The organism is Pseudomonas sp. MLB6B, assembly GCF_054508135.1.
Genome location: NZ_CP199313.1, coordinates 3,699,431 through 3,725,789, shown reverse-complemented (window position 1 = coordinate 3,725,789; position 26,359 = coordinate 3,699,431). Strand labels below are relative to the sequence as shown.

The following is a 26,359-nucleotide window of genomic DNA, read 5'->3' as shown; positions in this document are numbered from 1 at the left end:
ATCAGCTGTCTTTTTTCTGCAAGCGCACCGCCAGTACATCGCAGGGCGCGCCGTGCAGCACGTCGTTGGCAGTGGAGCCGAGCAGCAGTGCCAAGCCATGACGACCGTGGCTGCCGACCACGATCAGGTCGCACTGCCGTTCCTTGGCCAGTTGATGGATCTCCTGACGGGGTTGGCCATAGGCCAGGTGCGAATCGCCGCGCTGGATACCAGCGTATTTGGTGAACAGACGGTCCATGCGCTCCTTGGCCTGGTCGAGCTGCTGTTGCTGCAACTGCGAGAGGTCCATCGGTACGTCGCCGCCGAACGCCATGGCCATGGGCTCGACGATGTGCACCAGCGATACCTTGGCGTTGTTCGGTGTGGCGATTTCCATGGCACGCTTGATCACGGGATCACACTCTTCCGTCAGGTCGACGGCGACCAGAAGATGAATGTAGGGCATGAGCGGCACTCCTGAGGATCGGGGGATAAGGGAAGTATGGTCGCTTTCGAGACGCTCGCCGTAAAACGGACTAACACGCTCATGTGCAACGTTTCAGGGGACGTACAGATATGACGGTATGGCTGGTTGTGTCAATCCTTGCGCTGATTCTCAGCCCGCTCGCCTGGCTGCGGCCCTCGCGCAAGCAGAGTCGGCAGATGGACCTGCGCCTGCAAGCGCGCCGCGCAGGGCTGGCCATGCAACTGGCGCCGCAGCAGTGGCCGCACTGGCTGGAAAAGCAGCCGCCCAGCCCTTGCCCGCAGTACCACCGCGCACGCCGTGCCGGGCGCGTCGACACCTGGAGCTATTGGCAGGTGAGCCCAGGCGTGTGGTGGAACCAGTGGCGCGAGGTGTGCGACGAAGCGCGGCTGGTGGCGGTGTTCGCCGAGCTGCCGGAGAGCGTCTACAAGGTCGAAGCCGATTCGCGCATGCTCGCCCTGTACTGGGGCGAGCGTGGCGACGAGGGTGTGGTGGAGACCGTCAAGCGAGCGCTCGATACGCTCGCCTGAGACGAGCCCTCACTCACCACTGCTGAAACGACATCGCGGGGCCGTACCCGTTTCGATGGCTGGGTTGACCAGTCGAGCGAAACGGGTACGGCCCCGCGATGCGTTCTGCTGCCGCAGAAAAGGCCAGGCAGGCCGGGAAACGCATTGACTATAGTCCAGTACGCGCATGTGTGGCGAGCCTGCATGCCTGGCATGAATGATCGCCGATCACGCTCGTCACGCCCTCGACCTAGGCGGTGCAGAATGACCGAACGGTCGGTTTGGCCGAATGCTTTCGGGCATTTGACATCCTTGATCTTTTCGGAGAATGTGTGCGCACCCGAATCAAACGGGCGTATGAATTGAGCGTTTAGATGTCCGAACGCTTCTACAGAATCCCGAACAGTCTGCTGGCGGGTGTGCCTGGAACACGCGGCGAATCGCGCCTGTGTCCGGCGACCGGCAGGTACCGTTCAGCTTCCATCCCATGGAGATCAGTTGATGATTTACGAAGGTAAAGCCATCACGGTTAAGGCTCTTGAAAGCGGCATCGTCGAACTGCAGTTCGACCTCAAGGGTGAGTCCGTCAACAAGTTCAATCGCCTCACCCTCGAAGAACTGCGCCAGGCCGTCGAGGCCATCGCCAGCGATGCCTCGGTCAAGGGCGTGATCGTCAGCAGCGGCAAGGACGTGTTCATCGTCGGCGCCGACATCACTGAATTCGTCGACAACTTCAAGTTGCCCGAAGCCGAGCTGGTCGCCGGCAGCCTGCAGGCCAACCGTATCTTCAACGCCTTCGAAGACCTGCAGGTGCCCACCGTTGCGGCCATCAACGGCATCGCCCTGGGTGGCGGCCTGGAAATGTGCCTGGCGGCCGATTACCGGGTCATGTCCAGCGAGGCCAAGATCGGCCTGCCGGAAGTCAAGCTGGGCATCTACCCCGGCTTCGGCGGCACCGTGCGCCTGCCGCGCCTGATCGGTCCGGACAACGCCATCGAGTGGATCGCTTCGGGCAAGGAGAACCGTGCCGAAGACGCGCTGAAGCTCGGCGCCGTCGACGCCGTGGTCGCACCGCAACTGCTGCACGCTGCGGCCCTCGACCTGATCAAGCGCGCCATCAGCGGCGAGCTGGACCACAAGGCCAAGCGCCAGCCCAAGCTGGACAAGCTCAAGCTCAACGCCATCGAACAGATGATGGCCTTCGAAACCGCCAAGGGCTTCGTCGCCGGGCAAGCCGGGCCGAACTACCCAGCCCCGGTCGAGGCCATCAAGAGCATCCAGAAAGCCGCCAACTTCGGCCGCGACAAAGCGCTGGAAGTCGAAGCGGCGGGTTTCGCCAAGCTGGCCAAGACCGCTGTGGCGCAAAGCCTGATCGGCCTTTTCCTCAACGATCAGGAACTCAAGCGCAAGGCCAAGGCCTACGACCGCATCGCCCGTGACGTGAAGCAGGCCGCCGTGCTCGGCGCCGGCATCATGGGGGGCGGCATCGCCTACCAATCGGCCGTCAAAGGCACGCCGATCCTGATGAAGGACATTCGCGAAGAGGCAATCCAACTGGGCCTGAGCGAAGCCTCCAAGCTACTCGGCAGCCGTGTCGAGAAAGGCCGCCTGACCGCCGCGCAAATGGCCGAGTCGCTCAACGCCATTCGCCCGGTGCTGTCCTATGGCGATTTCGGCACGGTCGACATCGTCGTCGAAGCCGTGGTCGAAAACCCCAAGGTCAAGCAGGCGGTCCTGGCCGAAGTGGAAGGGCAGGTCAAGGACGATACGATCCTGGCGTCCAACACCTCGACCATTTCCATCAACCTCCTGGCCCAGGCGCTCAAACGCCCGGAAAACTTCGTCGGCATGCACTTCTTCAACCCCGTGCACATGATGCCGCTGGTGGAAGTGATCCGCGGTGAAAAGTCCAGCGACGAAGCCGTCGCCACCACCGTGGCTTACGCCAAGAAAATGGGCAAGAACCCCATCGTGGTCAACGACTGCCCAGGCTTTCTGGTCAACCGCGTGCTGTTCCCCTACTTCGGCGGTTTCGCCCGTCTGGTCAGCGCCGGCGTCGACTTCGTGCGTATCGACAAGGTCATGGAGAAGTTCGGCTGGCCCATGGGCCCGGCCTACCTGATGGACGTGGTCGGCATCGACACCGGTCACCATGGCCGCGACGTGATGGCCGAAGGCTTCCCTGACCGTATGAAGGACGACCGCCGCTCGGCCATCGACGCGCTGTACGAGGCCAAGCGTCTGGGGCAGAAAAACGGCAAGGGCTTCTACGCCTATGAGACTGACAAACGCGGCAAGCCGAAGAAAGTCGCCGATCCTGCCGTGCTCGACGTACTGCAACCGGTGATCTACGAGCAGCGCGAGCTGAGCGATGACGACATCCTCAACTGGATGATGATCCCGCTGTGCCTGGAAGTGGTGCGCTGCCTGGAAGACGGTATCGTCGAAAGCGCCGCCGAAGCCGACATGGGCCTGGTCTATGGCATCGGTTTCCCACCCTTCCGTGGCGGTGCGCTGCGCTACATCGATTCGATTGGGGTCGCCGAGTTCGTCGCCCTGGCCGACCAGTATGCCGAACTGGGCCCGCTGTACCACCCGACCGCTAAGCTGCGCGAAATGGCCAAGAACGGCCAGCGTTTCTTCAACTGAGCGGTCAACGAGCTAGAGCGAGAGATTTGATATGAGCCTGAATCCAAGAGACGTGGTGATCGTCGACTTCGGTCGCACGCCCATGGGCCGCTCCAAGGGTGGCATGCACCGCAACACCCGCGCCGAAGACATGTCGGCGCACCTGATCACGAAATTGCTCGAGCGCAACGCCAAGGTCGATCCGAAAGAAGTCGAGGACGTGATCTGGGGCTGCGTCAACCAGACCCTCGAACAGGGTTGGAACGTGGCGCGCATGGCCTCGCTGATGACGCCCATTCCACACACCTCGGCGGCGCAGACCGTCAGCCGTCTGTGCGGTTCGTCGATGAGCGCGCTGCACACCGCCGCCCAGGCGATCATGACTGGCAACGGCGATGTGTTCGTCATCGGCGGCGTGGAGCACATGGGCCACGTCAGCATGATGCACGGCGTCGACCCCAACCCGCATCTGTCGCTGCATGCGGCCAAGGCCTCGGGCATGATGGGCCTGACCGCCGAGATGCTGGGCAAGATGCACGGCATCACCCGCGAGCAGCAGGACCAGTTCGCCCTGCGTTCGCACCAGTTGGCGCACAAGGCCACGGTCGAGGGCAATTTCAAGGACGAAATCATCCCCATGCAAGGGTATGACGAGAACGGTTTCCTCAAGGTTTTCGACTTCGACGAAACCATTCGTCCGGAAACCACCCTCGAAGGCCTGGCCGCACTCAAGCCTGCGTTCAACCCCAAGGGCGGTACCGTGACGGCCGGAAGTTCCTCGCAGATCACCGACGGCGCCTCGTGCATGATCGTCATGTCCGGTCAGCGCGCGATGGATCTGGGCATCGAGCCCCTGGCAGTGATCCGTTCCATGGCGGTGGCGGGAGTGGACCCTGCGATCATGGGCTACGGTCCAGTGCCTTCGACGCAGAAAGCGCTCAAGCGCGCGGGTCTGACCATCGCCGACATCGACTACTTCGAACTCAACGAAGCCTTCGCCGCACAAGCCTTGCCGGTACTGAAAGATTTGAAAGTGCTCGACAAGATGAATGAGAAGGTTAACCTGCACGGCGGCGCGATCGCCCTCGGCCATCCTTTCGGTTGTTCGGGCGCCCGGATTTCCGGGACTCTGCTCAACGTGATGAAGCAGAAGGGCGGCACCCTCGGGGTCGCCACCATGTGCGTAGGCCTCGGCCAGGGCATCACTACTGTGTTCGAACGGCGCTGATCCTTTCGTTGTCACAGCAGCCGGGGCCCAGTGCCCCGGCTTTTGTTTTTCCCTTATGTTCAGGAGCATGTGACATGCAGGTCCAGCCAGGCATCTACCAGCATTACAAAGGGCCTGAGTACCGCGTGTTCGGTACGGCCCGGCATTCGGAAAGCGAAGAGTGGGTCGTGGTCTACCAATGCCTGTACGGCGATTTCGGCCTGTGGGTACGGCCGTTGTCGATGTTCCTCGAGACCGTCGAGATCGACGGACAACAGGTGCCGCGCTTTGCGTTGCGCAAGGCCGAGGCGCCAACGCTCGGGGAGGGGAACGCACCGGGTCTGTAGGCCTTGGACGAAATATGCTTGCAGGGGGCGTTTCGGACCTCAGCGCAAACAGGCTAGGGTGAAGGCATGGCGGGTTATCCATCCGGGCCCGATCCGCGAGCCTTCTGCGCCGACCGCACCGCAGGCAGATTTCGTACACGGCTTGGGCGACTGCGCTTGACCTCATCTTGTCGCCACTATATATAGCGGTGCCGCGTCCGGCACCTGGCGCGTTATTCATCTCCAGATTCAGGAATACACCGATCCATGGGCAAATCGCTGGTCATTGTGGAATCCCCGGCCAAGGCCAAGACCATCAACAAGTACCTGGGCAACCAGTACGTGGTGAAGTCGAGTATCGGCCACATCCGCGACCTTCCCACCAGCGGTTCGGCCAGCGCCTCCAAGGAGCCGGCGGCCAAGCGTGGCAAGGCCGCAGCCGATGCGCCGGTGCTGCCGCCGAAAGAGAAGGCCCGCCGGCAACTGGTGGCGCGCATGGGTGTCGACCCTGACGCCGGCTGGAAAGCCAAATACGAAATCCTGCCCGGCAAGGAAAAAGTCATCGACGAGTTGCGGCGTTTGGCCAAGGATGCCGACACCATCTACCTCGCGACCGACTTGGACCGCGAAGGGGAAGCCATCGCCTGGCACCTGCGCGAAGCCATCGGCGGCGACGACAGCCGTTACAAGCGCGTGGTGTTCAACGAGATCACCAAGAAAGCCATCCAGGAAGCGTTCTCGCAGCCTGGCGAGCTGGACATCGCCCGGGTCAACGCCCAGCAGGCGCGGCGCTTCCTCGACCGCGTGGTCGGTTACATGGTTTCTCCACTGCTGTGGGCCAAGATCGCCCGTGGCTTGTCGGCGGGCCGTGTGCAATCGGTGGCGGTCAAGCTGGTGGTGGAGCGCGAGCGTGAAATCCGTGCCTTCAACCCCGAAGAATATTGGGAAATTCACGCCGACCTGAGCAGCGCCAAGAACGCCAAGGTGCGTTTCGAAGTCGCGCGCCAGAACGGCGAGGCCTTCAAGCCGCTGAACCAGGCCCAAGCCATGGCGGCGCTCGAGCAGCTCAAGACGTCCAGCTACAGCGTCAGCAAACGCGAAGACCGGCCGACCAGCAGCAAGCCTTCGGCGCCGTTCATCACCTCCACCCTGCAGCAGGCGGCGAGCAATCGCCTGGGCTATGGTGTGAAGAAGACCATGATGATGGCGCAGCGCTTGTACGAAGCGGGCTACATTACCTACATGCGTACCGACTCGACCAACCTGTCCGCGGACGCGGTCGAAATGGCGCGCAGCTACATCGAGCACGAATTCGGCAAACAGTACCTGCCTGAATCGCCTGTGGTGTACGGCAGCAAGCAAGGCGCACAAGAGGCGCACGAAGCCATACGGCCTTCGGACGTGAATACGCACCCGAGCAAGCTCAGCGGCATGGAGCGCGATGCCGAACGTCTGTACGAGCTGATCTGGCGCCAGTTCCTGGCTTGCCAGATGCCGCCAGCCCAGTACCTGTCCACCAGCATCACGGCAGTGGCCGGCAACTTCGAGTTGCGTGCCAAGGGTCGGATTCTCAAGTTCGATGGCTACACCCGCGTGTTGCCGCAACAGAGCAAACCAGGCGAAGACGACGTGCTGCCGGAAATGGCCCAAGGCGAGGCGTTGCAGCTGGTCGAGCTCGACCCGAGCCAGCACTTCACCAAGCCGCCGGCGCGCTTCACCGAAGCCAGCCTGGTCAAGGAGATGGAAAAACGCGGGATCGGTCGCCCATCGACCTACGCCGCGATCATCTCCACCATCCAGGACCGTGGTTACGTGACCCTGCACAACCGTCGTTTCTATTCGGAAAAGATGGGTGACATCGTCACCGAGCGGCTCTCGGAAAGCTTCTCCAACCTCATGGACTACGGCTTCACCGCCGGCATGGAAGAGCATCTGGACGACGTCGCCCAAGGCGGACGCGACTGGAAGAACGTGCTCGACGAGTTCTACGGGGATTTCAGCAAGAAACTGCTGACCGCCGAAGCGGCCGAGAATGGCATGCGCGCCAACCAGCCGACCATGACCAACATTCCCTGCAAGGAATGTGGCCGGCCGATGATGATTCGTACGGCGTCCACCGGTGTGTTCCTCGGTTGCTCGGGCTATGCCTTGCCGCCCAAAGAGCGTTGCAAGGCAACGGTCAACCTTGTCCCGGGCGATGAAATCGCGGCCGACGACGAAGGTGAATCGGAATCGCGCGTATTGCGCGGCAAGCATCGCTGCCCGATCTGCGCCACGGCCATGGATGCTTACTTGCTGGATGAGAAGCACAAGCTGCACATCTGCGGCAACAACCCGGATTGCCCAGGTTATGAGATCGAAGAGGGCAGCTACCGCATCAAAGGCTACGAAGGCCCGAGCCTGGAATGCGACAAGTGCGGGAGCGAGATGCAGCTCAAGACCGGCCGCTTCGGTAAGTTCTTCGGCTGTACTAATCCAGCCTGCAAGAACACGCGCAAATTGCTGAAAAATGGCGAGGCCGCGCCGCCGAAGATGGACAAGGTGGAGATGCCCGAGCTCAAGTGCGAGAAGGTCGACGACACTTACGTGCTGCGCGACGGTGCCTCGGGTCTGTTTCTGGCCGCCAGCCAGTTCCCCAAGAACCGCGAAACCCGCGCGCCGTTGGTCAAGGAGATCGTGCCGCACAAGGCCGAGATCGACCCCAAGTACCATTTCCTGTGCGAAGCGCCGCAGCAGGATCCGGAAGGTCGTCCAACCGTGATCCGCTATAGCCGCAAGACCAAGGAGCAATACGTGCAGACCGAAGTCGAAGGCAAGCCGACCGGCTGGAAGGCGTTCTACGACGGCTCGGCCTGGAAGGTCGAAGACAAGCGTTGAGAGGGCGCTCTACAAAGGGCGCTCACTCAAGCGGTATAGGCGGGGGCAAGGCGGGTGACCGACTTGCCCCCGCTGCATTTGGCTTGCGCTGAAGAGCAACCTGCCGTTACAACAGCGGTTCGCCCCACCTTCGAGGACACCACGCGCCATGGCCCAGGAACTGTATACCCGCACCAACCAGAAGTTGTTTTTCGCAGGGCTGGCCCTGGAGTCGATGAGCAAGGCCCAAGAAAGCCGAGCCATGAACGCTCAGGGTTTGATCCAGGCCGAACGCGAGGCGGCGCTGTTCCACCTGTACGGCGGCTTGTTGGGTCTGTGTCATGAGATCGCTGGCTTCTACCGACTGCCGCAGGCCAACGCCACCCAGGCAGAAGCATTGCTCAACGAAGACATGCTGCGCGAGATTGCGATTCCAGAGATGGCCGAGCTGTTGGAGCTGGCAGGCAATCCGCAGAGCTGGTTGGCGCGGCTGCTCAAAGCCCATGCCGACCTGTTTCGACCCCCAATGGCGAAAAAAACGCCCAAGACGGACGTTACCCAACCGCTGATCCAGGCGGTGAACCTGGATGCGCCTGACACACCGGCGCTCAGCTACGAAGAGTTGCAGAGCTGGCGCGCCCATCTGAAAGACGTGGCCAGACGTTTCCGTGACGCGCTGAGTGAGTGCTGATCCCCACAGTGGCTGTTACAATGATGGCCTTTCGTGGAGAACAACCCTTTATGTCAACGTCGTTTCTAGAAATTGTCGAGTTGCCTGATGGTCGCATCGAGCTGCGCCGCGCAGAGGATGAAGGGTCATTGGTGACCTTGAATTTCTCGGAGGATGCCAAGGTATTTCTGCAAGGACAGCATGTCGAAGTGGCCAAGGCCATGCTCAGCGTAGGCGTACAAATGGCGGGGCGGTTGGCCGAAGGCGAACTGGAACGTGACGAAGGGCCGCGTGTGTTGCACTGACGCTGCCGGACTGCCCACAGCTCGCCTTCGAAAGTGAGCGTTGCAGGCAAAGCCTGAACATCAGCTGATGCGGATGTTCAGGCTTTGTGCATTACCGGCACTGGCTGCGCGGATCAACAAGTGCCGAGCGCTGGCGTTGAGGCTGCCCAACCAACTGACGACGGTGTGGCTGCGTTTCAGGCGCAGCGCTTCGCCGGCCAGGTGCAGCGCGCTCTGGGTGCCACGGGGGTGTAGCAGTAGAATGCGTTCGCGGTTCAAACCCGCGTCGCGCAGCCAGGCCTGCGTCAGGCTGGCAGGCGGAGCGATCAGGGTGAGCCAGCGGGTGTCGTCTTTTTCGCTCAACTCTCGCAGGACGGGCGCCAGCAGGCTGTGACAGTGGCCAGACGCACCCCGTAGGCTCAGCTCGCTGAACAGTTCGGGCCGGCAGTAGTCTGCGGACGGTTCGCGGGCCTTCAAGCCAGGTAGCACGGGTTGGGCCAAAAACGCCTCAAACAGTGACAACTGGATATGCTCCGATGCGTGGGTGGACGTGTACATGGCGCCTCCTGGGTCAGCGGCGAATAACGCCGACGCTCAAACCTTCGATGACCAGTTCCTGATCTTTGAGATCGACTTCGATCGGCGCGAACTCGGGATTCTCGGCGATCAGCCAGACTTTGCTGCCTTCGCGCTTGAATCGCTTGACCGTGACTTCATCACCGATGCGTGCGACGACGATCTGGCCATTGCGGGCCTCGCGGCAGGTGTGCACGGCCAGCAGGTCACCGTCGAAGATGCCGACGTCCTTCATGCTGGTGCCATGCACCCGCAGCAGGTAATCGGCACGAGGATTGAAGAAGTCCGGGTTGATGTTGCACGATTGCTCGATGTGCTGTTCGGCAAGGATTGGCGCACCCGCCGCGACCCGACCCACGATGGGCAGGGTGGCGCTCTCGGGCTTGGCTTCGAGGCCCGGAATGCGGATGCCGCGTGAAGCGCCTGGTGTCATCTCGATGGCGCCCTTGCGGGCCAAAGCCTTGAGGTGTTCTTCAGCAGCATTGGGTGATTTGAAGCCCAGCTCCTGGGCGATTTCCGCGCGGGTGGGCGGGAAACCGTTGTCTTCCAAGCAGCGCTTGATGAAGGCGAGGATTTCGGCTTGGCGTGGCGTCAGTTTCAACATGGCATGCGCTCTGTTTTTTTATCCAGTGACTGGGATTATATACAGTAGTGATCCCGCTGCAAGCTTTCCCTTTGCACGCCGCCGCCCGTCGGTCATGGCATGCGAGCTCCAGGCCTGCGGCGGCGCGGGGTGTGGCAGTGATCGAGACGCCCTTGTCAAAATGCGACCGGCAGGTCACGCGACCTTGACAGCGGCGGGGTTGAAACGTATGTTTCAAACAACTGTTTGTCTGGCGAATAGGTAAGTCATGGCTCAATCCGAAACCGTTGAACGCATTCTCGACGCTGCCGAGCAGCTGTTCGCGGAACGAGGCTTCGCCGAGACCTCGCTGCGTCTGATCACCAGCAAGGCCGGGGTCAACCTGGCGGCGGTAAATTACCACTTCGGTTCGAAGAAAGCCCTGATCCAGGCGGTTTTCTCACGTTTCCTCGGCCCGTTCTGCGCCAGCCTCGAGCGCGAACTGGAGCGCCGCCAGGCCCAGCCCGAGCTCAAGCCGAGCCTCGAAGAACTTCTGGAAATGCTGGTCGACCAAGCGCTGGCCGTGCAGCCGCGCAGTAACAACGACCTGTCCACCTTCATGCGCCTGTTGGGCTTGGCCTTCAGCGAAAGCCAAGGGCACCTGCGCCGCTACCTCGAAGACATGTACGGCAAGGTCTTCCGCCGCTACATGTTGCTGGTCAACGAAGCCGCGCCGCGCATTCCGCCGCTGGAGCTGTTCTGGCGCGTCCACTTCATGCTCGGCGCGGCGGCGTTCAGCATGTCGGGCATCAAGGCCCTGCGCGCCATCGCCGAAAACGACTTCGGCCTCAATACCTCGATCGAACAGGTCATGCGCCTGATGGTGCCGTTCCTCGCGGCCGGCATGCGCGCCGACAGTGGCGTGACCGATCCGCGAATGGCCGACGCCCAGTTGCGTCCGCGCAGCAAACCCTCTGTCCAGGGCGCTCCGGCCAAGGCCTGAGGCTGCTCTTCTTGTATTCGAAGGATTTCCTATGACTGCCCGCCTGCAAGGCTCCCTGATGGTGGATATCGCCGGCACCTGGCTGACCGCCGAAGACCGCGCGCTGCTGCGCCAGCCGCAAGTCGCCGGCCTGATCCTGTTCGCCCGCAACATCGAAACCCCGCGCCAGGTGCGCGAGCTGTGTGCCGCCATCCGCGCCATCCGCCCCGACCTGATTCTGGCCGTCGATCAAGAGGGCGGTCGCGTCCAACGCCTGCGCCAGGGCTTCGTGCGCCTGCCGGCCATGCGCGCACTGGCCGACAACGCCAACGCCGAACAGCTGGCCGAGCATTGTGGCTGGGTGATGGCCAGTGAGGTGCTCGCCGTGGGCCTGGACTTGAGTTTCGCCCCGGTTCTGGACCTCGACCATCAGCGCAGCGCGGTAGTCGGCAGCCGCGCCTTCGAGGGCGATCCACAGCGTGCCACGCAATTGGCCGGCGCCTTCATTCGAGGTATGAACGCCGCCGGTATGGCGGCCTGTGGCAAACATTTTCCGGGGCACGGTTGGGCCGAAGCTGATTCGCACGTGGCGATCCCCACCGACGAGCGCAGCCTGGACGAACTGCGCCAAGCCGACCTGCTGCCATTCCGCAGCTTGAGCAGACAACTGGCCGCCGTGATGCCAGCCCACGTCATCTACCCTCAAGTCGACAACCAGCCCGCCGGCTTCTCGCGCCGCTGGCTGCAAGACATCCTGCGCGGCGAACTGGGCTTCGATGGCGTGATCTTCAGTGACGACCTGTCCATGGCCGGTGCCCATGTGGTGGGCGATGCCGCCAACCGCATCGAAGCTGCGCTGAGCGCCGGCTGCGACATGGGGTTGGTGTGCAACGATCGCGCGGCAGCCGAGCTGGCCCTGAGCGCTACGCAACGCTTGAGGGTCAGCCCTTCGCCGCGTATCGCCAGCATGCGTGGCCAGGGCTTCGCCCGCACCGACTACCGCGAGCAGCCACGCTGGCTGCAAGCGCTCAGCGCGCTGCGTGCTGCGCAGTTGATCGACTGAGCCTTCAGCGACTGCGTTTACCGGGCAGCGGTGCGAACAGGGCGTCGATGTCTTCGTCGGCCACGCGCCATTGCCCGGCTTCGCCATCCTCCAGCAAGCCGGCTGCCAGCGCGGCCTTTTCCTGCTGGAGTTGCTGGATCTTCTCTTCCACCGTACCTCGAGTGATCAGCTTGTAGACGAACACCGGCTTGTCCTGACCGATGCGGTAGGCGCGGTCGGTGGCCTGGTTTTCGCTGGCTGGGTTCCACCAGGGGTCATAGTGGATGACGGTGTCGGCAGCGGTCAGATTCAGGCCGGTGCCACCCGCCTTGAGACTGATCAGAAACACTTCGCTGGCGCCGCTCTGGAACTGCTCGACCGGCGCCCGCCGATCGCGCGTGTCGCCCGTGAGCAGGCTGTAGCGGATCTCGCGCTTGATCAACTCCTCTTCGATCAATGCCAGCATCGAGGTGAACTGCGAGAACAACAGCACGCGCCGACCTTCGCTGAGTAGTTCGCCAAGCATGTCGAGCAAGGCGCCCAACTTGCCTTTGTCGTGTTGTGGTCCTTTGGCGTCGACGCCTTTGACCAGTCGCAGGTCGCAACACACCTGACGCAGTTTGAGCAGCGCATCGAGGATGACGATCTGGCTGCGCGCCGCGCCGTTGCGGGCGATCTGCTCACGCACCTTCTTGTCCATGGCCACGCGCACCGTTTCGTAGGTATCGCGCTGGGCGTCGCTGAGGTCGACCCAATGCACCATCTCGGTCTTGGGCGGCAGGTCGGTGGCGACTTCCTCCTTGGTGCGGCGCAGCAGGAAGGGGCGGATGCGCCGGATCAGGTGGTTGAGCCGTTCGCTGTCGCCATGTCGCTCGATGGGGGTGCGGTATTCCTTGTTGAACTGCTTGCTGTCGCCCAGCCAGCCCGGCATGAGGAAGTGGAACAGCGACCACAGCTCACCTAGATTGTTTTCCATGGGCGTGCCGGTCAGGCATAGGCGCTGTTGGGCCTGTAGCTCGCGTGCCGCCTGGGCCGCCTTGCTGGTGCTGGTCTTGATGCTCTGCGCTTCGTCGAGCACCAGCAGATGCCAGCAATGCCCCTGGAGGTGTTCCAGGTCGCGCGGCAGCAGGGCATAGGTGGTCAGCACCAGATCGTATTCGGCCAGCGCGGCGAAGTGCTGGTTGCGGCTCGCTCCGTGCAGGGCCAGGACGCGCAGGTCGGGGGCGAAGCGCTGGGCTTCGTCGAGCCAGTTGGGGATCAGGCTGGTGGGCATCACCGCCAGGGCGGGTTGGGTCAGGCGCCCGGATCGCTTCTCCAGTAGCAGATGGGCCAGGGTCTGCAAGGTCTTGCCCAGGCCCATGTCGTCGCCGAGGATCGCCCCGGTGCCGATCTCGCGCAGCGCCTGCAGCCAGTTCAGTCCTTGTTGCTGGTAGGGCCGCAAGGTGGCATTCAAGCCCTGGGGTGGAGCCACCTGCAGGTTACGTGCATCGCGCAGGCGCCGGCCCAGGTCGCGGATCTGCTCGCCGCCGGCCCATTGCAACGGCAGTTCGGCGATCTCGTTGAGGCGCGCGGCGTCGGCGCGCTCCAGGCGTACGCTCGGGCCGCCGACTTCTTCATGCAGGTACAGCTCGCCCAGGGTGCGCATGACCGCGCGAATGCGGCTGTAGGGTAGGGCCACACGCAAGGGTGGGCTGTCATGGCGCGCGGCGTTGAGGTCGACCAGCAGGTGTTCGTCGTCGCCACGCCTGGCCAGCTCTTGGCTGCGCAGCAGCTCCGGGTTGCTGCGCAGCAACTGCAGCATGATCGGCAGCAGGCTGTGGCGCTCGCCCTCCACCACGATGCCCAGCTCCAGGTCGAACCATTCGTGTCCGGGCGCCTCGTCGATGTCTGCATACCAGTCCTGCACCTCATTGAGGTTGAAGGCGAAGTCGCGCTGCACGTCGATCGTCCAGCCCGCCTCACGCAGCGCCGGCAGGCCCGCGCGGGCGAAGCGCAGCCAGGCTTCGTCGTCGGCCAGTTGCAGCATCTGCCCCGCGCTGTCAGGCAGGGCCTTGCTCTGCCGGGTCGCTACTTTGAAGCCCCAGCCTTGCAGCGCCTTGCGCAGGGCCAGTTCGGCCTCCGGCTGGCGTTGGATGCGCTGGTGCGTGTTGCCCATCAGACGCGACAGAGGTTTGTCGTCGTTACCGCTGGCACGCAAGCCGTCGTAGTCGAAGGCCAGGGCGGCGCGGTGCTGCATCTGGCGCTGCATGCGTCCGGTCTTGGGGGCGTAGGCGCTGAATTCCACGCTGCCGAGCGTCAGGTGCGCGGTCGGTTGTACCTGATCGACGATTTCCTCATCCAGGGTGGTCGGGGTCGGTAGGCGCTGGTTCAAGGCGTTGAGCTTATGGCTCAAGGGCACGATCAGGTGTTCGGGCACATCCGGGGCCAGGGTCAGGTGCTGGGCGGTATGGGGGTCCAGCGCATGGTCGATGACGCCCACCTCTTCGCTTGCGCTGTCGTAGTAGTACAGCGGCAGCAATGCCATTACGTGGCCTACAGGCTTTTCCTCGCGCAGCCACACCCCCCGGTAATGGCCATTGTCCAGGCGAACCCAGCGAAACTCTGCCATACGCTCGCCGCCCTGGCGGATGAAGGGACGATCTTCGTCATGGAACAAGCGGCCGGTGTCCAATGCCCGTTGCAGCAGTTCGCCGCCTTCCTGGCCCTGCAGGGCAAAGCCTTCTTCGGCGCCGCTGGGATTGTTCAGGGTCGACAGCAGGCGCAGGATGCGCAAGTCGTCTTCCTGCACGAACCGTGGCGGCTCGTAGAGCAGTTCGTAGAGCGACTGGATGCGGCTGAAGCGTGTCTGGCCCTCCTGCACGATGCCCTTGCGCACTCGCAGCGCGCAGCCTGCGCCGTGCAAGCGCAGTTGATAGCAGACCATGCGCCCGCGCTTCTCTGCGCGGGCCGAGGCGTCGCGCGGTTGCAGGCCTTGCAGCCAGTGCTGCAGCTCGGCGGGCAGGCCGTTGGACGCGCGCTTGTCGCCGGCGCGCGCCTGCAGGCTGTAGAGCACTGCCGCGCAATGCTTGCAGTTGCGCCGCACCGGGCATGTGCAGCGCGCGACCAGCTGACTCTGCGGCTCGCCTAGATGCAGGTCGATGTCCTGCCGATAGAGCTGGCCTTCGCTGCCCGAACAGCGCGCCTGGACGCGCTTGGTGTTGCAGAGCTCGAGCCTGACCCGACCATCGCGGGCGTAGCGCTCACCGCGTTGCAGGACCGCCGTGGCGAAGGCGCGCGTCCAGTCGGGGTGCTGGCGCAGACGATGGCCCAGCTCGTCCTCGCTCATCTCACTGCTCCATCAGCTCCGGATTCATCTCTGGCAGTTTGCGCATGCCGGCCGGGGTGACCTTGACCAGCAGGGCCAGGTGGCCGCCGTCGAGGAAATTCAGTTGCCCGCGCTTCATGTTGCTGTTGCTCTGCTTGAACTGCTCGCTGCGCAGCACGCTGCCGTTGCCATCGATCTGGTTGACCCAGAAGCGCGCCTGCGCAGCGATGAAGCGCCCTTCGGTCAGGCTCAGCGTGCCTTCGATGGGCGAGCGGCCATAGACCTGCTCGCCGGCGCTCAGGGCCACGCGGCTCGGCTTGTCGCTCAGGGTCTGCTCCCAGGCTTTGTGCAGCAGCACGGTGTAGTCGCCGTTGGCTTGCAGGCGTTGCAGGGTGTCGTCCAGGCGCGCCGGACGCTCGGCGTCGGCGGCCAGCAGGGTGGCGCCCGCGCGCCAGTCTTCCGGGGCGGGGGCGTGGTACAGCGCAGGTTCGGCGTTCTGCCTGATCAGGATCATCTCGACCTGGTACAAGCCCTCGGCATTGGCGAGCGGAACGAACAGCGCCGCGAGCACGCTCAGGTAACGAATGGCACGCATGGGTCTTCCTTCAGGCAATCGGTGGGGTAAGGCGTTCGAATAGCGCTTCGATGGTCGAGAAACGCTCGTCGGCACGCTCCATGGGCACCATGAAGCGGAACTGCGTGGCGCCCTCGAATTTGTAGCGCTTGGGCTGGCTCTGGATCAGCTTGATCAGGGTGATCGGCTCCACTGCGGTCTCTGCTTCGAAGTCGATCTTGCCGCCATTGGGGCCGGCGTCGAGTTTCTTGATACCGAGCTTTTCCGCCTGCAGCTTGAGCAGGGTCAGACGCATGAGGTTCTTGGTCGGTTCGGGCAGCAGGCCGAAGCGGTCGATCATTTCCACTTGCAAGTCCTTCAAGCCCTCTTCGTCGACCGCCGAGGCGATGCGCTTGTACAGGATCAACCGCGCGTGCACATCGGGCAGGTAGTCTTCGGGGATCAGCGCCGGCAGGCGCAGGTTGATCTCCGGACCGCCGCCCAAGGGTTGTTCGAGATTGGGCTGGGTGCCTTTGCGGATGGCTTTCACCGCACGTTCGAGCATTTCCATGTACAGGGTGAAACCGACCGCCTGGATCTGCCCGCTCTGACCTTCGCCGAGCAGCTCGCCAGCGCCGCGGATCTCCAGATCGTTGGTGGCCAGCACGAAACCTGCGCCCAGATCCTGGGTGTTGGCGATCGCCTCCAGGCGCTTCTCGGCATCGCTGCTGATGCCTTGTCGCGCCGGGGTGAGCAGGTAGGCGTAGGCCTGGTGGTGGCTGCGCCCGACCCGGCCGCGCAGCTGGTGCAGCTGGGCCAGGCCGAACTTGTCGGCGCGCTCGATGACGATGGTGTTGGCGCTGGGCACGTCGATCCCGGTTTCGATGATGGTCGAGGCCACCAGCACGTTGAAGCGCTTGTGGTAGAAATCGCTCATCACCTGTTCCAGCTCGCGCTCGCGCATCTGCCCATGGCCGATGCCGATGCGCGCCTCTGGCACCAGTGCGGCCAGGTCGGCAGCGCATTTCTCGATGGTCTTGACGTCGTTGTGCAGGTAGTACACCTGGCCGCCGCGCAGCAGTTCGCGCAGCAACGCTTCCTTGATGGTGCTGTTGTTCGCTTCCATGACGAAGGTGCGCACCGACAGGCGCCGCGCCGGCGGGGTGGCGATGATCGACAGGTCGCGCATGCCGGCCACGGCCATGTTCAGCGTGCGCGGGATGGGCGTTGCGGTGAGGGTGAGGATGTCCACCTCGCTGCGCAGGGCCTTGAGCTGTTCTTTCTGGCGCACACCGAAACGGTGTTCCTCGTCGATGATGACCAGGCCCAGGTCTTTGAACTTGACGTCGTCCTGCAGCAGCTTGTGGGTGCCGATGAGGATGTCGATCTTGCCCTCGGCCAGCGCGTCGGCGGCGGCGGTGATGTCCTTGGCGGTCTTGAAGCGGCTCATCACCTCGACCTTCACCGGCCACTCGGCGAAGCGGTCGCGGAAGCTGTTGTAGTGCTGCTGGGCCAGCAGGGTGGTGGGCACCAGCAGCGCCACCTGGCGGCCGCTGTGCACGGCGATGAACGCCGCGCGCATGGCCACTTCGGTCTTGCCGAAGCCGACGTCGCCGCACACCAGGCGGTCCATGGGCTTGGCAGCCAGCATGTCCTGGCGCACCGCTTCGATGGCCGACTGCTGGTCTGGGGTTTCCTCGAAGGGGAAGCCGGCGCTGAAGCTTGCGTAGTCGGCGGCCGGATCGGCGAAGGCATGGCCCTTGCGCGCGGCGCGGCGGGCATAGATGTCGAGCAGTTCGGCGGCGACGTCGCGCACTTGCTCGGCGGCCTTGCGCTTGGCTTTCTGCCAGGTTTCCGAGCCGAGTCGGTGCAGCGGCGCCAGGGCGTCGTCGCTACCGGTGTAGCGGGCGATCAGGTGCAGGTTGGCCACCGGCACGTAGAGCTTGGCGTTCTCGGCGTATTCGAGGGTCAGGAACTCGGCCGCCTGACCGTCGATCTCCAGGGTGGCCAGGCCCAGGTAGCGGCCCACGCCGTGGTCGATGTGCACCACCGGTGCGCCTTCGCGCAGCTCGGTGAGGTTCTTGATCACCGCATCGTTGGCCGTTTCCCCACGTTTCTCGCGGCGCCGGCGCTGCATCACGCGCTGGCCGAACAGCGGACTCTCGGCGATCAGCGCAAGCTCGGGCTGCTCCAGCAGCAAGCCTTCGTCCAAGGGCGCGATGGTGATGGCCAGGCGCGCCGTGTGGGTAAGGAAGTCTTCCCAGCTGTCGACCGTCTTGGGCCGCAGCTTGAGCCGTTCGAGCAGCTCGAGCAGCACTTCGCGGCGGCCCGCCGATTCTGCCGTGAACAGCACCCGGCCGGGGAACTGCTCGAGGAACTGCGACAGCGCCGCCAGCGGCTGGTTGGCCTTGGCTTCGATGGCCAGGTCCGGCAGGCGCTGGGTAGGGAAGTGCTCGCGGCCACTACCGCTGCCCACGTCTTCAGGGCTGACCACCACCCGGGGCCACTGCTTGAGGCGGGCGAAGCAGTCTTCGACCGGCAGGAACAGCTCGGCCGGTGGCAGCAGCGGGCGGCTCAGGTCGCCGCGACGGTCTTCGTAGCGGCCGCGCACATCGTTCCAGAAGGTTTCCGCGGCCTGCTCGACGCCCGGTAGCGAGAACACCTGGGTGTCGCTCGGCAGGTAGTCGAACAGGGTCGCGGTGTCTTCGAAGAACAGCGGCAGGTAGTACTCGATGCCGGCGGGAATGATGCCGCTGGCCAGGTCCTGGAAGATCGCGCTGCGGCGGAAGTCGACGTCGAAGCGTTCGCGAAAGCGCGCCTTGAAACGGGTGACTTCGTCCTTCTGCATGGGGAACTCGCGGGCCGGCAGCAGGCGCACCGAGTCGACCTTGTCCACCGAGCGCTGGGTTTCCGGGTCGAAGGTGCGCAGGGTTTCGATCTCGTCGTCGAACAGGTCGATGCGATAGGGCTGTTTGCTGCCCATCGGGAACAGGTCGAGCAACGCGCCGCGCACGGCGAATTCGCCATGCTCGTAGACCGTGTCGACGCAGCGATAACCGCTGGCTTCCAGACGCGCGCGCATCTGTTCGACGTCGATCTTCTGGCCGATGTCCAGCACCAGGCTGCTGCCCAGCAGGAAGCGCGTCGGCGCCAGGCGGTGCAGGGCGGTGGTGATGGGCACCACGAGAATGCCGTGGTCCAGCTCCGGAAGCCTATATAGGCTGGCGATGCGTTGGGAAATGATGTCCTGGTGCGGCGAGAACAGGTCGTAGGGCAGGGTCTCCCAGTCGGGAAATGGCAGCACCGGCAGGTTGGGCGCGAAGAAGCGCAGCTCCTGTTCGAGGCGGTCGGCGGCCTGGCTGTCGGCGGTCAGCAGCAAGGTGAAGCGGCCGGCACTGCTGGCGGCTTCGGCAATGGCAAGGCTCAGGGCGGCGCCCTGCAGATTGCCCCAGGTTTGCTTGCCGGCCGTAGCCGACATTTTCGGGAGGCGCAGAACTGACACGGGAGATCGGGCTCCAAGCGTTGCGGCAAAGAGATCGATTGTACCGAGGGCGGGCAGTGCTGTCAGGCTCATGCGTGGTATTACCCGGCTACTACCCTGCGCACGTGTCGCCGATTGCCCGATAGCCCCAGTCGCTGCATAATGTAGCCCCTTTTTTCTGTCCCTACATGTGGAAGGTTCCCGTGACTCAGAAGCCCGACCAGTGCCTTGGTGAGTGGATCGATCGTGAAGCGCTCGCCGAGGCGATGATTCCGCTGATTGGTCAGCTCTACCGCAACAACAACGTGGTGAGTTCGATCTATGGCCGCAGCCTGATCAACCGTTCGGTGATCTCGATCCTCAAGGCGCACCGCTTTGCCCGCCACCGTCAGAGCGACGAATGCGAGCTGTCCGTGCACGAGACGTTCCCCCTGCTCAAGGCCATGAGCGAACTCAAGCTCGGCGCGGCTTCGGTCGACCTGGGCAAGCTGGCCAACAAGTTCAAGCAGCAAGGCAACGGCCGCAGCGCCGAAGCCTTTGTGCGTGAAGAGCTGGCCGATGTGGTCGGCAAGCAGGGCGCTGGCGAAGCCAAAGGCACCGACGTGGTGCTGTACGGCTTTGGCCGTATCGGCCGCCTGTTGGCGCGCATCCTGATCGAGAAAACCGGTGGTGGCGACGGCCTGCGCCTGCGCGCCATCGTCGTGCGCAAGGGCGCCGAGAACGACCTGGCCAAGCGCGCCAGCCTGCTGCGCCGCGATTCGGTGCACGGCCCGTTCGACGGCACCATCGTCATCGACGAAGCCAACAACACCATCACCGCCAACGGCAACCTGATTCAGGTGATCTACGCCAAGAACCCGAGCGACGTCGACTACACCCAGTACGGCATCAAGGATGCGCTGATCGTCGACAACACCGGTGTCTGGCGCGACGCCGACGGCCTGGGCCAGCACCTGGCCTGCCCGGGCGCCGCCCGCGTGATCCTCACTGCCCCAGGCAAGGGTGCGCTGAAGAACGTCGTACACGGCATCAACCACGGCGACATCACCCCGGACGACAAGATCGTTTCCGCCGCCTCCTGCACCACCAACGCCATCGTGCCGGTGCTCAAGGCAGTCAACGACAAGTACGGCATCATCAATGGCCACGTCGAAACCGTTCACTCGTTCACCAACGACCAGAACCTGATCGACAACTTCCATAAAGGCAGCCGCCGCGGCCGTGCCGCCACCCTGAACATGGTCATCACCGAAACCGGCGCCGCCACGGCCGCCGCCAAGGCGCTGCCAGTGCTCAAGGGCAAGCTGACCGGCAACGCCATCCGCGTACCGACGCCGAACGTGTCCATGGCCATCCTCAACCTGAACCTGGAAAAGCCGACCTCCCGCGAGGAGATCAACGAGTACCTGCGCCAGACCGCCATGCACTCCGACCTGCACAAGCAGATCGACTACGTCAGCTCGCAGGAAGTGGTGTCGACCGATTTCGTCGGTTCGCGCTACGCCGGCGTGGTGGACGCCGAAGCGACCATCGCCAACGACAACCGCGTCGTGCTGTACGTCTGGTACGACAACGAGTTCGGCTACAGCTGCCAGGTCGTGCGGGTAATGGAAGACATGGCCGGGGTCAACCCGCCAGCCTTCCCACGCTGATCGGCGTGTAACGCATCAACGGTACGGGAGCCCTTGGGTTGAGACCGGCCGTTGAGCCGAAATAGCGTTGATTGGGGCTGCTTTGCAGCTCATCGCGGCTGAAGCCGCTCCTACAGGATCATAATGGCCCTTTAGGAGCGGCTTCAGCCGCGATGGGCCGCTAAGCGGCCCCAATTGCTTAACCGACGGACACCAGCCCTAGGGTTCTCGTTTTTCGTGCGGCGTCGACTGCCCGGGCCTGGGCTGTGGCGGCGCACTCGAAGTATGCAAGATCACCAGGGAATAGGCGCTTGACGAACATGTAGTGCAGGCAGAATTGGCCTACGACGCGACCAAGGGTTAATGTGCGCGGCGTTCAGGCTTGTTTAGACTGCAACCCGAATTTTTCCATGGCGCTGCGGCGACATGGCCAAGCCCCGCCGCCGAGTCGGCCGCCGGGCCCGTTCTGAAGGAGTACGCATGGCTGTCTATAACTACGACGTGGTGGTGCTGGGTTCCGGCCCGGCCGGTGAAGGCGCGGCGATGAACGCTGCCAAAGCGGGGCGCAAGGTGGCGATGGTCGACAGCCGTCGCCAGGTCGGCGGTAACTGCACCCACTTGGGCACCATTCCGTCCAAGGCCCTGCGTCACTCGGTGCGGCAGATCATGCAGTTCAACACCAACCCGATGTTCCGCGCCATCGGCGAACCGCGCTGGTTCTCCTTCCCCAACGTATTGAAAAGCGCCGAGAAGGTCATCGCCAAGCAGGTCGCCTCGCGCACCGGCTACTACGCGCGCAACCGGGTGGACCTGTTCTTCGGCACCGGCAGCTTCGCCGACGAGCAGACCATCGAAGTGGTCTGCCCCAATGGTGTGGTGGAAAAATTGGTGGCCAAGCACATCATCATCGCCACCGGTTCGCGCCCGTACCGCCCGGTCGACATCGACTTCAGCCACCCACGGGTCTACGACAGCGACACCATCCTCAGCCTCAGCCACACCCCGCGCAAGCTGATCATCTACGGCGCCGGGGTGATCGGTTGCGAATACGCCTCGATCTTCAGTGGCTTGGGCGTGCTGATCGAACTGGTCGACAACCGTGGCCAGTTGCTGAGCTTCCTGGACTCGGAAATCTCCCAGGCGTTGAGCTACCACTTCAGCAACAACAACATCACCGTGCGCCACAACGAAGACTACGAGCGGGTCGAAGGATTGGACAACGGCGTGGTGCTGCATCTGAAGTCCGGCAAGAAGATCAAGGCTGACGCCTTGCTCTGGTGCAACGGCCGTACCGGCAACACCGACAAGCTGGGCCTGGAAAACATCGGCATCAAGGTCAACAGCCGTGGCCAGATCGAGGTCGACGAGGCCTATCGCACCGTGGTCAGCAACATCTACGGCGCGGGCGATGTGATCGGCTGGCCGAGCCTGGCCAGTGCTGCCCATGATCAGGGTCGTTCGGCGGCGGGCAGCATCGTCGACAACGGCAGCTGGCGTTTCGTCGACGACGTGCCGACCGGTATCTACACCATTCCGGAGATCAGCTCGCTGGGCAAGAACGAGCAGGAACTGACCCAGGCCAAGGTGCCGTACGAAGTGGGCAAGGCCTTCTTCAAGAGCATGGCCCGCGCGCAGATCGCCGGTGAGCCGCAGGGCATGCTGAAGATCCTGTTCCACCGCGAAACCCTGGAGGTGCTGGGCGTACATTGCTTCGGCTATCAGGCGTCGGAGATCGTGCACATCGGCCAGGCGGTGATGAACCAGCCCGGCGAGTTGAACAACCTCAAGTACTTCGTCAACACCACCTTCAACTACCCGACCATGGCCGAAGCCTATCGAGTCGCCGCCTACGACGGCCTGAACCGGCTTTTTTGACCGGCTCCGGCCGGTCGCCTGAGCCGGTCGGGGAGAGTGGTTTCAGTCTGTTCCGAGGGTGGTCCTGGCCAAACCGGGAAAGTCTGTGATCAGGCTGTCGACGCCAAAATCAGCCAGCCGGTGCATCAGTGCCGGCTCGTTGACCGTCCATACCGACACGTGCAAGCCCAGCGCCTGAGCCTTGTGCAGGCGTTCCGGGGTGCACAGCGTCCAGTTCAGCGCCAGCAGATTGCAGCCATAGTTCTGGGCGACCTTCAATGGGTCGAGCCAGGCATATTCGGCCACCAGACCGCGGGCTACGTCCGGCACCAGTTCCAATGCCGCGCCTAGCACCTCGCGAGAGCTGGAAGTAATGGTGATCTTGTCCAGCAGGCCGTGGGCCTGGGCCAGTTCGCGAATGGCCAGCACGGTGCTGGCGGCACGGGTGCGCGACGCGCTCTTGACCTCCAGTTGCCAGTGCTCGAACGCGCACTGCTCGAACAGCGTCTGCAAGGTCGGAATAGGGCAGGGCTGCACCCAGCTCGGGCCGCCCTGGCGTGCGTCGTAGGTCACCAACTCCGCCGCCGTGTGCTCGGCCACTTTGCCGCGCCGACCGGTGGTGCGTTTGAGGGTAGTGTCGTGGATGACCATCAATTCGTTGTCGGCTGACAGGTGCAGGTCGAGTTCGCAGCGGTCGACGCCGTGGGAAAGGCACTGGCGGAAACTGTTCAGCGTGTTCTCGGGGGCTTCGCCTTTGGCGCCGCGGTGGCCATAGATGAGTGTCACGGTCGTTCCTTCAGGTAGGGGGTGGGCTCAAGTCGGGTCTTGCTGTTCCAGTGCCTGACGCCGCTGCTGCTGCTGGTGCTGCAGGATGTGGCGAGCCAGCAGTTGCCGCTCGGCGTCGGTCAGGTCGGTGAATTCGGTACCCAGGGCATAGCCGCCGTCGACATTGGGCTCGCAGCGGCTGATCCGTCCGCGCAGCAGCAAGCCGTGACCCCGGGGCAGCAGCACCATCTGCAAGGCGACGCGGGTGCCTACGGCGAAGGGTTCGGCGCTGATCGAGTCGAGCCCGCCTTCGGAGAGCATCACCGCCTGCGGCTCGCCAAGCTGGCCGAGCATGCTCTGCGCCACCACGGCGCTGAGCAGGTCGATGCGCTTGTTCTGCGCGCGCAGAAAGGCGGCGAGGATGCGGTCCTTGTCGCTGAGCTGGCGCAGCAGGTGCTGGCTTTCGAAGTCGGCCAGGTGCAATTCGCCGAGCAGGCCCATCAAGGGCGGGGCGCTCTGCGCCAGCGGGGCGTCGCTCAGTTCGGCGGCGCTCAAGGGGCGGATTTGCAGTGCGATCCAGTCTTCGATGCGGTAGTATTCGCGGCGTTCTTCTGCGTCTGGAGTCGTCATGGTGAACCCATGGTGGCGGCAATGGTCGGAGTGTAAAGCTGCCTAGCACGCCCCGCCACAAAGACGTTCCCTTTCATCCGAACAAGCCCAGACATGTTCAGACCTCTCTTCGTATTCATTGGTACGCGCTACACCCGTGCCAAGCGTCGCAACCATTTCGTCTCGTTCATTTCCCTGACCTCGATGATCGGCCTCGCCCTTGGCGTGGTGGTGATGATCGTCGTGCTGTCGGTGATGAACGGCTTCGACCACGAGATGCGTACCCGCGTGCTGGGCATGATCCCGCACGCTACCCTGGAGTCGAGCCAGCCGATCGACAACTGGCCGGCGGTGGCCGAACGGGTCAAGCAAAACCCGCAGGTACTGGACGTGGCGCCGTTCACCCAGATGCAGGGCTTGCTGACCCACGACGGCAAGGTGCAAAAGGTGCTGCTCAACGGCGTCGATCCGAACCTGGAACGCAAGGTCTCGATCATCGACCGATTCACCCTGCAGGGTGGGCTCGACAAGCTCGCGCCAGGCGAGTGGGGCATCATGATCGGCGACAAGGCGGCGGCCAAGCTCGGCGTGGACATCGGCGACAAGCTGACCTTCGTCGCCCCGGAAGTCAGCATCACCCCGGCCGGCATGTTTCCGCGCATGAAGCGCTTCACCGTGGTCGGCACCTTCCACGTGGGTGCCGGCGAAATCGACGGTTACCTGGGTCTGACCAACATTTCCGACCTGTCGCGCCTGCACCGTTGGAAGGCCGACCAAGTCCAGGGGCTGCGCTTAAAGTTCGACGACCTGTTCGAAGCGCCGCGCATGGCCTACGACATCGCCCAGCACCTGGGCGGCGAGTATTACTCGCGGGACTGGACTCGCACCCACGGCAATCTCTATCAGGCCATCCGCATGGAGAAATCCATGATCGGCCTGCTGTTGCTGCTGATCGTCGCGGTGGCGGCGTTCAACATCATTTCCACCCTGGTGATGGTGGTCAACGATAAGCGCGGTGACATCGCCATCCTGCGTACACTGGGCGCCACACCTCGGCAGATCATGGCCATCTTCATGGTCCAAGGCACGGTGATCGGCGTGGTCGGCACCTTGATCGGCGCGGCGGTCGGCATTCTCGCGGCGCTCAACGTCAGTGCCGCCATCGCCGGCATCGAGCGCTTGATCGGGCACAAATTCCTCAATGCCGACGTGTATTTCATCGATTACCTGCCCTCGCAGATCCTGCCCCAAGACGTCTGGATGATCTGCGGCGCGGCCCTGGCCCTGAGTTTCCTCGCCACCCTGTACCCGGCCTGGCGCGCGGCGCGCACCCAGCCTGCAGAGGCGCTACGTTATGAGTGAGTCGCGCATGAGTGATAAAGCCGTATTGAGTTGCCGCAACCTGGGCAAGTCCTACGAGGAAGGCCCTGAGTCGGTGCAGGTGCTGGCTAACCTGCAACTCGAACTGCTGCCCGGCGAGCGCGTCGCCATCGTCGGCAGTTCGGGCTCGGGCAAAAGCACCTTGCTCAACCTGCTCGGCGGCCTCGACACGCCGAGCCAGGGCAGCGTCTGGCTGGCGGGCGAAGAGCTTTCGGCCCTGGGCGAGCGGGCCCGTGGCCTACTGCGCAACCGGGCGCTGGGCTTCGTGTACCAGTTCCACCACCTGCTGGCCGAGTTCACCGCGCTGGAGAATGTGTGCATGCCGTTGCTGATCGGCCGCACGCCGATTCCCGAAGCGCGTGAGCGTGCCACCGCGCTCCTCAAGCGCGTGGGCCTTGGACATCGTCTGAGCCACAAGCCGGCCGAGCTGTCGGGTGGCGAGCGCCAGCGGGTGGCCATCGCCCGGGCGCTGGTCAACCAGCCAGGCCTGGTGATGCTCGACGAGCCGACCGGCAACCTCGACCATCACACCGCCCAGGGCATCCAGGAGTTGATGCGTGAGCTGTCGGCCTCGTCGCGCACCGCCTTCCTGGTGGTGACCCACGACCTCAACCTGGCACGCCAGATGGATCGCGTGCTGCGCCTGGAAAACGGTCACCTGGTGCCGATCTAGGTTT

At 63.6% G+C, this 26,359-nt stretch carries 21 protein-coding genes; 13 read left to right on the top strand and 8 right to left on the bottom strand.

What is annotated here, in order from left to right:
• Nucleotide 1: 1 nt before the first annotated feature.
• A complete protein-coding gene (locus tag ACSMEV_RS16480; RefSeq protein ID WP_459206108.1) occupies nucleotides 2-445 on the bottom strand; it encodes a universal stress protein in 444 nt (147 codons plus the stop codon).
• A 110-nt stretch (nucleotides 446-555) separates the two neighbouring features.
• On the opposite strand from ACSMEV_RS16480, the gene ACSMEV_RS16475 reads away from it, so the two are divergent.
• The 7 genes from ACSMEV_RS16475 (at nucleotide 556) to ACSMEV_RS16445 (ending at nucleotide 8,964) form a co-directional block, all read left to right on the top strand.
• The gene (locus ACSMEV_RS16475) at nucleotides 556-993 is read left to right on the top strand and encodes a hypothetical protein (protein WP_459206107.1); all 438 of its coding nucleotides are present in this window, start codon (nucleotides 556-558) and stop codon (nucleotides 991-993) included.
• Between the two features lie 480 nt (nucleotides 994-1,473).
• Entirely contained in the window at nucleotides 1,474-3,621 is a 2,148-nt protein-coding gene (gene fadB, locus ACSMEV_RS16470; RefSeq protein ID WP_459206106.1) for a fatty acid oxidation complex subunit alpha FadB, read from the top strand.
• Nucleotides 3,622-3,652: 31 nt separating this feature from the next.
• Entirely contained in the window at nucleotides 3,653-4,828 is a 1,176-nt protein-coding gene (gene fadA / locus ACSMEV_RS16465; RefSeq protein WP_459206105.1) for an acetyl-CoA C-acyltransferase FadA, read from the top strand.
• 74 nt (nucleotides 4,829-4,902) lie between these two features.
• The gene (locus ACSMEV_RS16460; protein WP_459206104.1) at nucleotides 4,903-5,154 is read left to right on the top strand and encodes a DUF1653 domain-containing protein; all 252 of its coding nucleotides are present in this window, start codon (nucleotides 4,903-4,905) and stop codon (nucleotides 5,152-5,154) included.
• Between the two features lie 246 nt (nucleotides 5,155-5,400).
• Nucleotides 5,401-8,010, top strand: a complete 2,610-nt coding sequence (gene topA / locus ACSMEV_RS16455) for a type I DNA topoisomerase (RefSeq protein ID WP_459206103.1) — start codon at nucleotides 5,401-5,403, stop codon at nucleotides 8,008-8,010.
• 148 nt (nucleotides 8,011-8,158) lie between these two features.
• Nucleotides 8,159-8,680 carry a DUF6586 family protein gene (locus tag ACSMEV_RS16450; RefSeq protein WP_459206102.1) on the top strand — a complete coding sequence of 174 codons (522 nt, stop codon included), beginning with the start codon at nucleotides 8,159-8,161 and terminating at the stop codon, nucleotides 8,678-8,680.
• Between the two features lie 50 nt (nucleotides 8,681-8,730).
• Nucleotides 8,731-8,964, top strand: coding sequence for a hypothetical protein (locus tag ACSMEV_RS16445; RefSeq protein WP_296269022.1), 234 nt, complete (start codon nucleotides 8,731-8,733; stop codon nucleotides 8,962-8,964).
• Between the two features lie 60 nt (nucleotides 8,965-9,024).
• Here ACSMEV_RS16445 and sulA read toward each other — a convergent pair whose 3' ends face one another.
• A complete protein-coding gene (gene sulA / locus ACSMEV_RS16440) occupies nucleotides 9,025-9,501 on the bottom strand; it encodes an SOS-induced cell division inhibitor SulA (protein WP_459206101.1) in 477 nt (158 codons plus the stop codon).
• Nucleotides 9,502-9,514: 13 nt separating this feature from the next.
• The gene (lexA, locus tag ACSMEV_RS16435) at nucleotides 9,515-10,123 is read right to left on the bottom strand and encodes a transcriptional repressor LexA (RefSeq protein ID WP_413047014.1); all 609 of its coding nucleotides are present in this window, start codon (nucleotides 10,121-10,123) and stop codon (nucleotides 9,515-9,517) included.
• A 247-nt stretch (nucleotides 10,124-10,370) separates the two neighbouring features.
• On the opposite strand from lexA, the gene ACSMEV_RS16430 reads away from it, so the two are divergent.
• The gene (locus tag ACSMEV_RS16430) at nucleotides 10,371-11,084 is read left to right on the top strand and encodes a TetR/AcrR family transcriptional regulator (protein WP_459206100.1); all 714 of its coding nucleotides are present in this window, start codon (nucleotides 10,371-10,373) and stop codon (nucleotides 11,082-11,084) included.
• Nucleotides 11,085-11,127: 43 nt separating this feature from the next.
• Nucleotides 11,128-12,126, top strand: coding sequence for a beta-N-acetylhexosaminidase (nagZ, locus tag ACSMEV_RS16425; protein WP_459208368.1), 999 nt, complete (start codon nucleotides 11,128-11,130; stop codon nucleotides 12,124-12,126).
• A 4-nt stretch (nucleotides 12,127-12,130) separates the two neighbouring features.
• On the opposite strand, the gene ACSMEV_RS16420 is transcribed toward nagZ, so the two are convergent.
• Genes ACSMEV_RS16420 through mfd form a run of 3 tightly spaced genes read right to left on the bottom strand, consistent with a single transcriptional unit; the run spans nucleotide 12,131 to nucleotide 19,464 of the window.
• A complete protein-coding gene (locus tag ACSMEV_RS16420) occupies nucleotides 12,131-15,430 on the bottom strand; it encodes a DEAD/DEAH box helicase (protein ID WP_459206099.1) in 3,300 nt (1,099 codons plus the stop codon).
• Between the two features lies 1 nt (nucleotide 15,431).
• The gene (locus ACSMEV_RS16415) at nucleotides 15,432-16,004 is read right to left on the bottom strand and encodes a CsiV family protein (protein ID WP_459206098.1); all 573 of its coding nucleotides are present in this window, start codon (nucleotides 16,002-16,004) and stop codon (nucleotides 15,432-15,434) included.
• A 10-nt stretch (nucleotides 16,005-16,014) separates the two neighbouring features.
• On the bottom strand, nucleotides 16,015-19,464 hold the full coding sequence (gene mfd, locus ACSMEV_RS16410; protein WP_459206097.1) for a transcription-repair coupling factor: 3,450 nt from the start codon (nucleotides 19,462-19,464) through the stop codon (nucleotides 16,015-16,017).
• A gap of 167 nt (nucleotides 19,465-19,631) precedes the next feature.
• Between mfd and ACSMEV_RS16405 the strand changes: the two genes are divergently transcribed.
• On the top strand, nucleotides 19,632-21,095 hold the full coding sequence (locus ACSMEV_RS16405; RefSeq protein ID WP_459206096.1) for a glyceraldehyde-3-phosphate dehydrogenase: 1,464 nt from the start codon (nucleotides 19,632-19,634) through the stop codon (nucleotides 21,093-21,095).
• Between the two features lie 459 nt (nucleotides 21,096-21,554).
• Entirely contained in the window at nucleotides 21,555-22,949 is a 1,395-nt protein-coding gene (gene sthA / locus ACSMEV_RS16400) for a Si-specific NAD(P)(+) transhydrogenase (RefSeq protein WP_314489968.1), read from the top strand.
• Between the two features lie 42 nt (nucleotides 22,950-22,991).
• Here sthA and ACSMEV_RS16395 read toward each other — a convergent pair whose 3' ends face one another.
• Nucleotides 22,992-23,714 carry a glycerophosphodiester phosphodiesterase gene (locus ACSMEV_RS16395; RefSeq protein ID WP_459206095.1) on the bottom strand — a complete coding sequence of 241 codons (723 nt, stop codon included), beginning with the start codon at nucleotides 23,712-23,714 and terminating at the stop codon, nucleotides 22,992-22,994.
• A gap of 27 nt (nucleotides 23,715-23,741) precedes the next feature.
• The gene (locus ACSMEV_RS16390; RefSeq protein ID WP_459206094.1) at nucleotides 23,742-24,323 is read right to left on the bottom strand and encodes a PilZ domain-containing protein; all 582 of its coding nucleotides are present in this window, start codon (nucleotides 24,321-24,323) and stop codon (nucleotides 23,742-23,744) included.
• 93 nt (nucleotides 24,324-24,416) lie between these two features.
• Between ACSMEV_RS16390 and ACSMEV_RS16385 the strand changes: the two genes are divergently transcribed.
• Together ACSMEV_RS16385 and lolD are read left to right on the top strand one after the other, a co-directional pair.
• On the top strand, nucleotides 24,417-25,664 hold the full coding sequence (locus ACSMEV_RS16385) for a lipoprotein-releasing ABC transporter permease subunit (RefSeq protein ID WP_459206093.1): 1,248 nt from the start codon (nucleotides 24,417-24,419) through the stop codon (nucleotides 25,662-25,664).
• A gap of 7 nt (nucleotides 25,665-25,671) precedes the next feature.
• Complete coding sequence (lolD, locus tag ACSMEV_RS16380; RefSeq protein ID WP_459206092.1) at nucleotides 25,672-26,355, top strand: lipoprotein-releasing ABC transporter ATP-binding protein LolD; 684 nt, start codon at nucleotides 25,672-25,674, stop codon at nucleotides 26,353-26,355.
• Nucleotides 26,356-26,359: the final 4 nt, after the last annotated feature.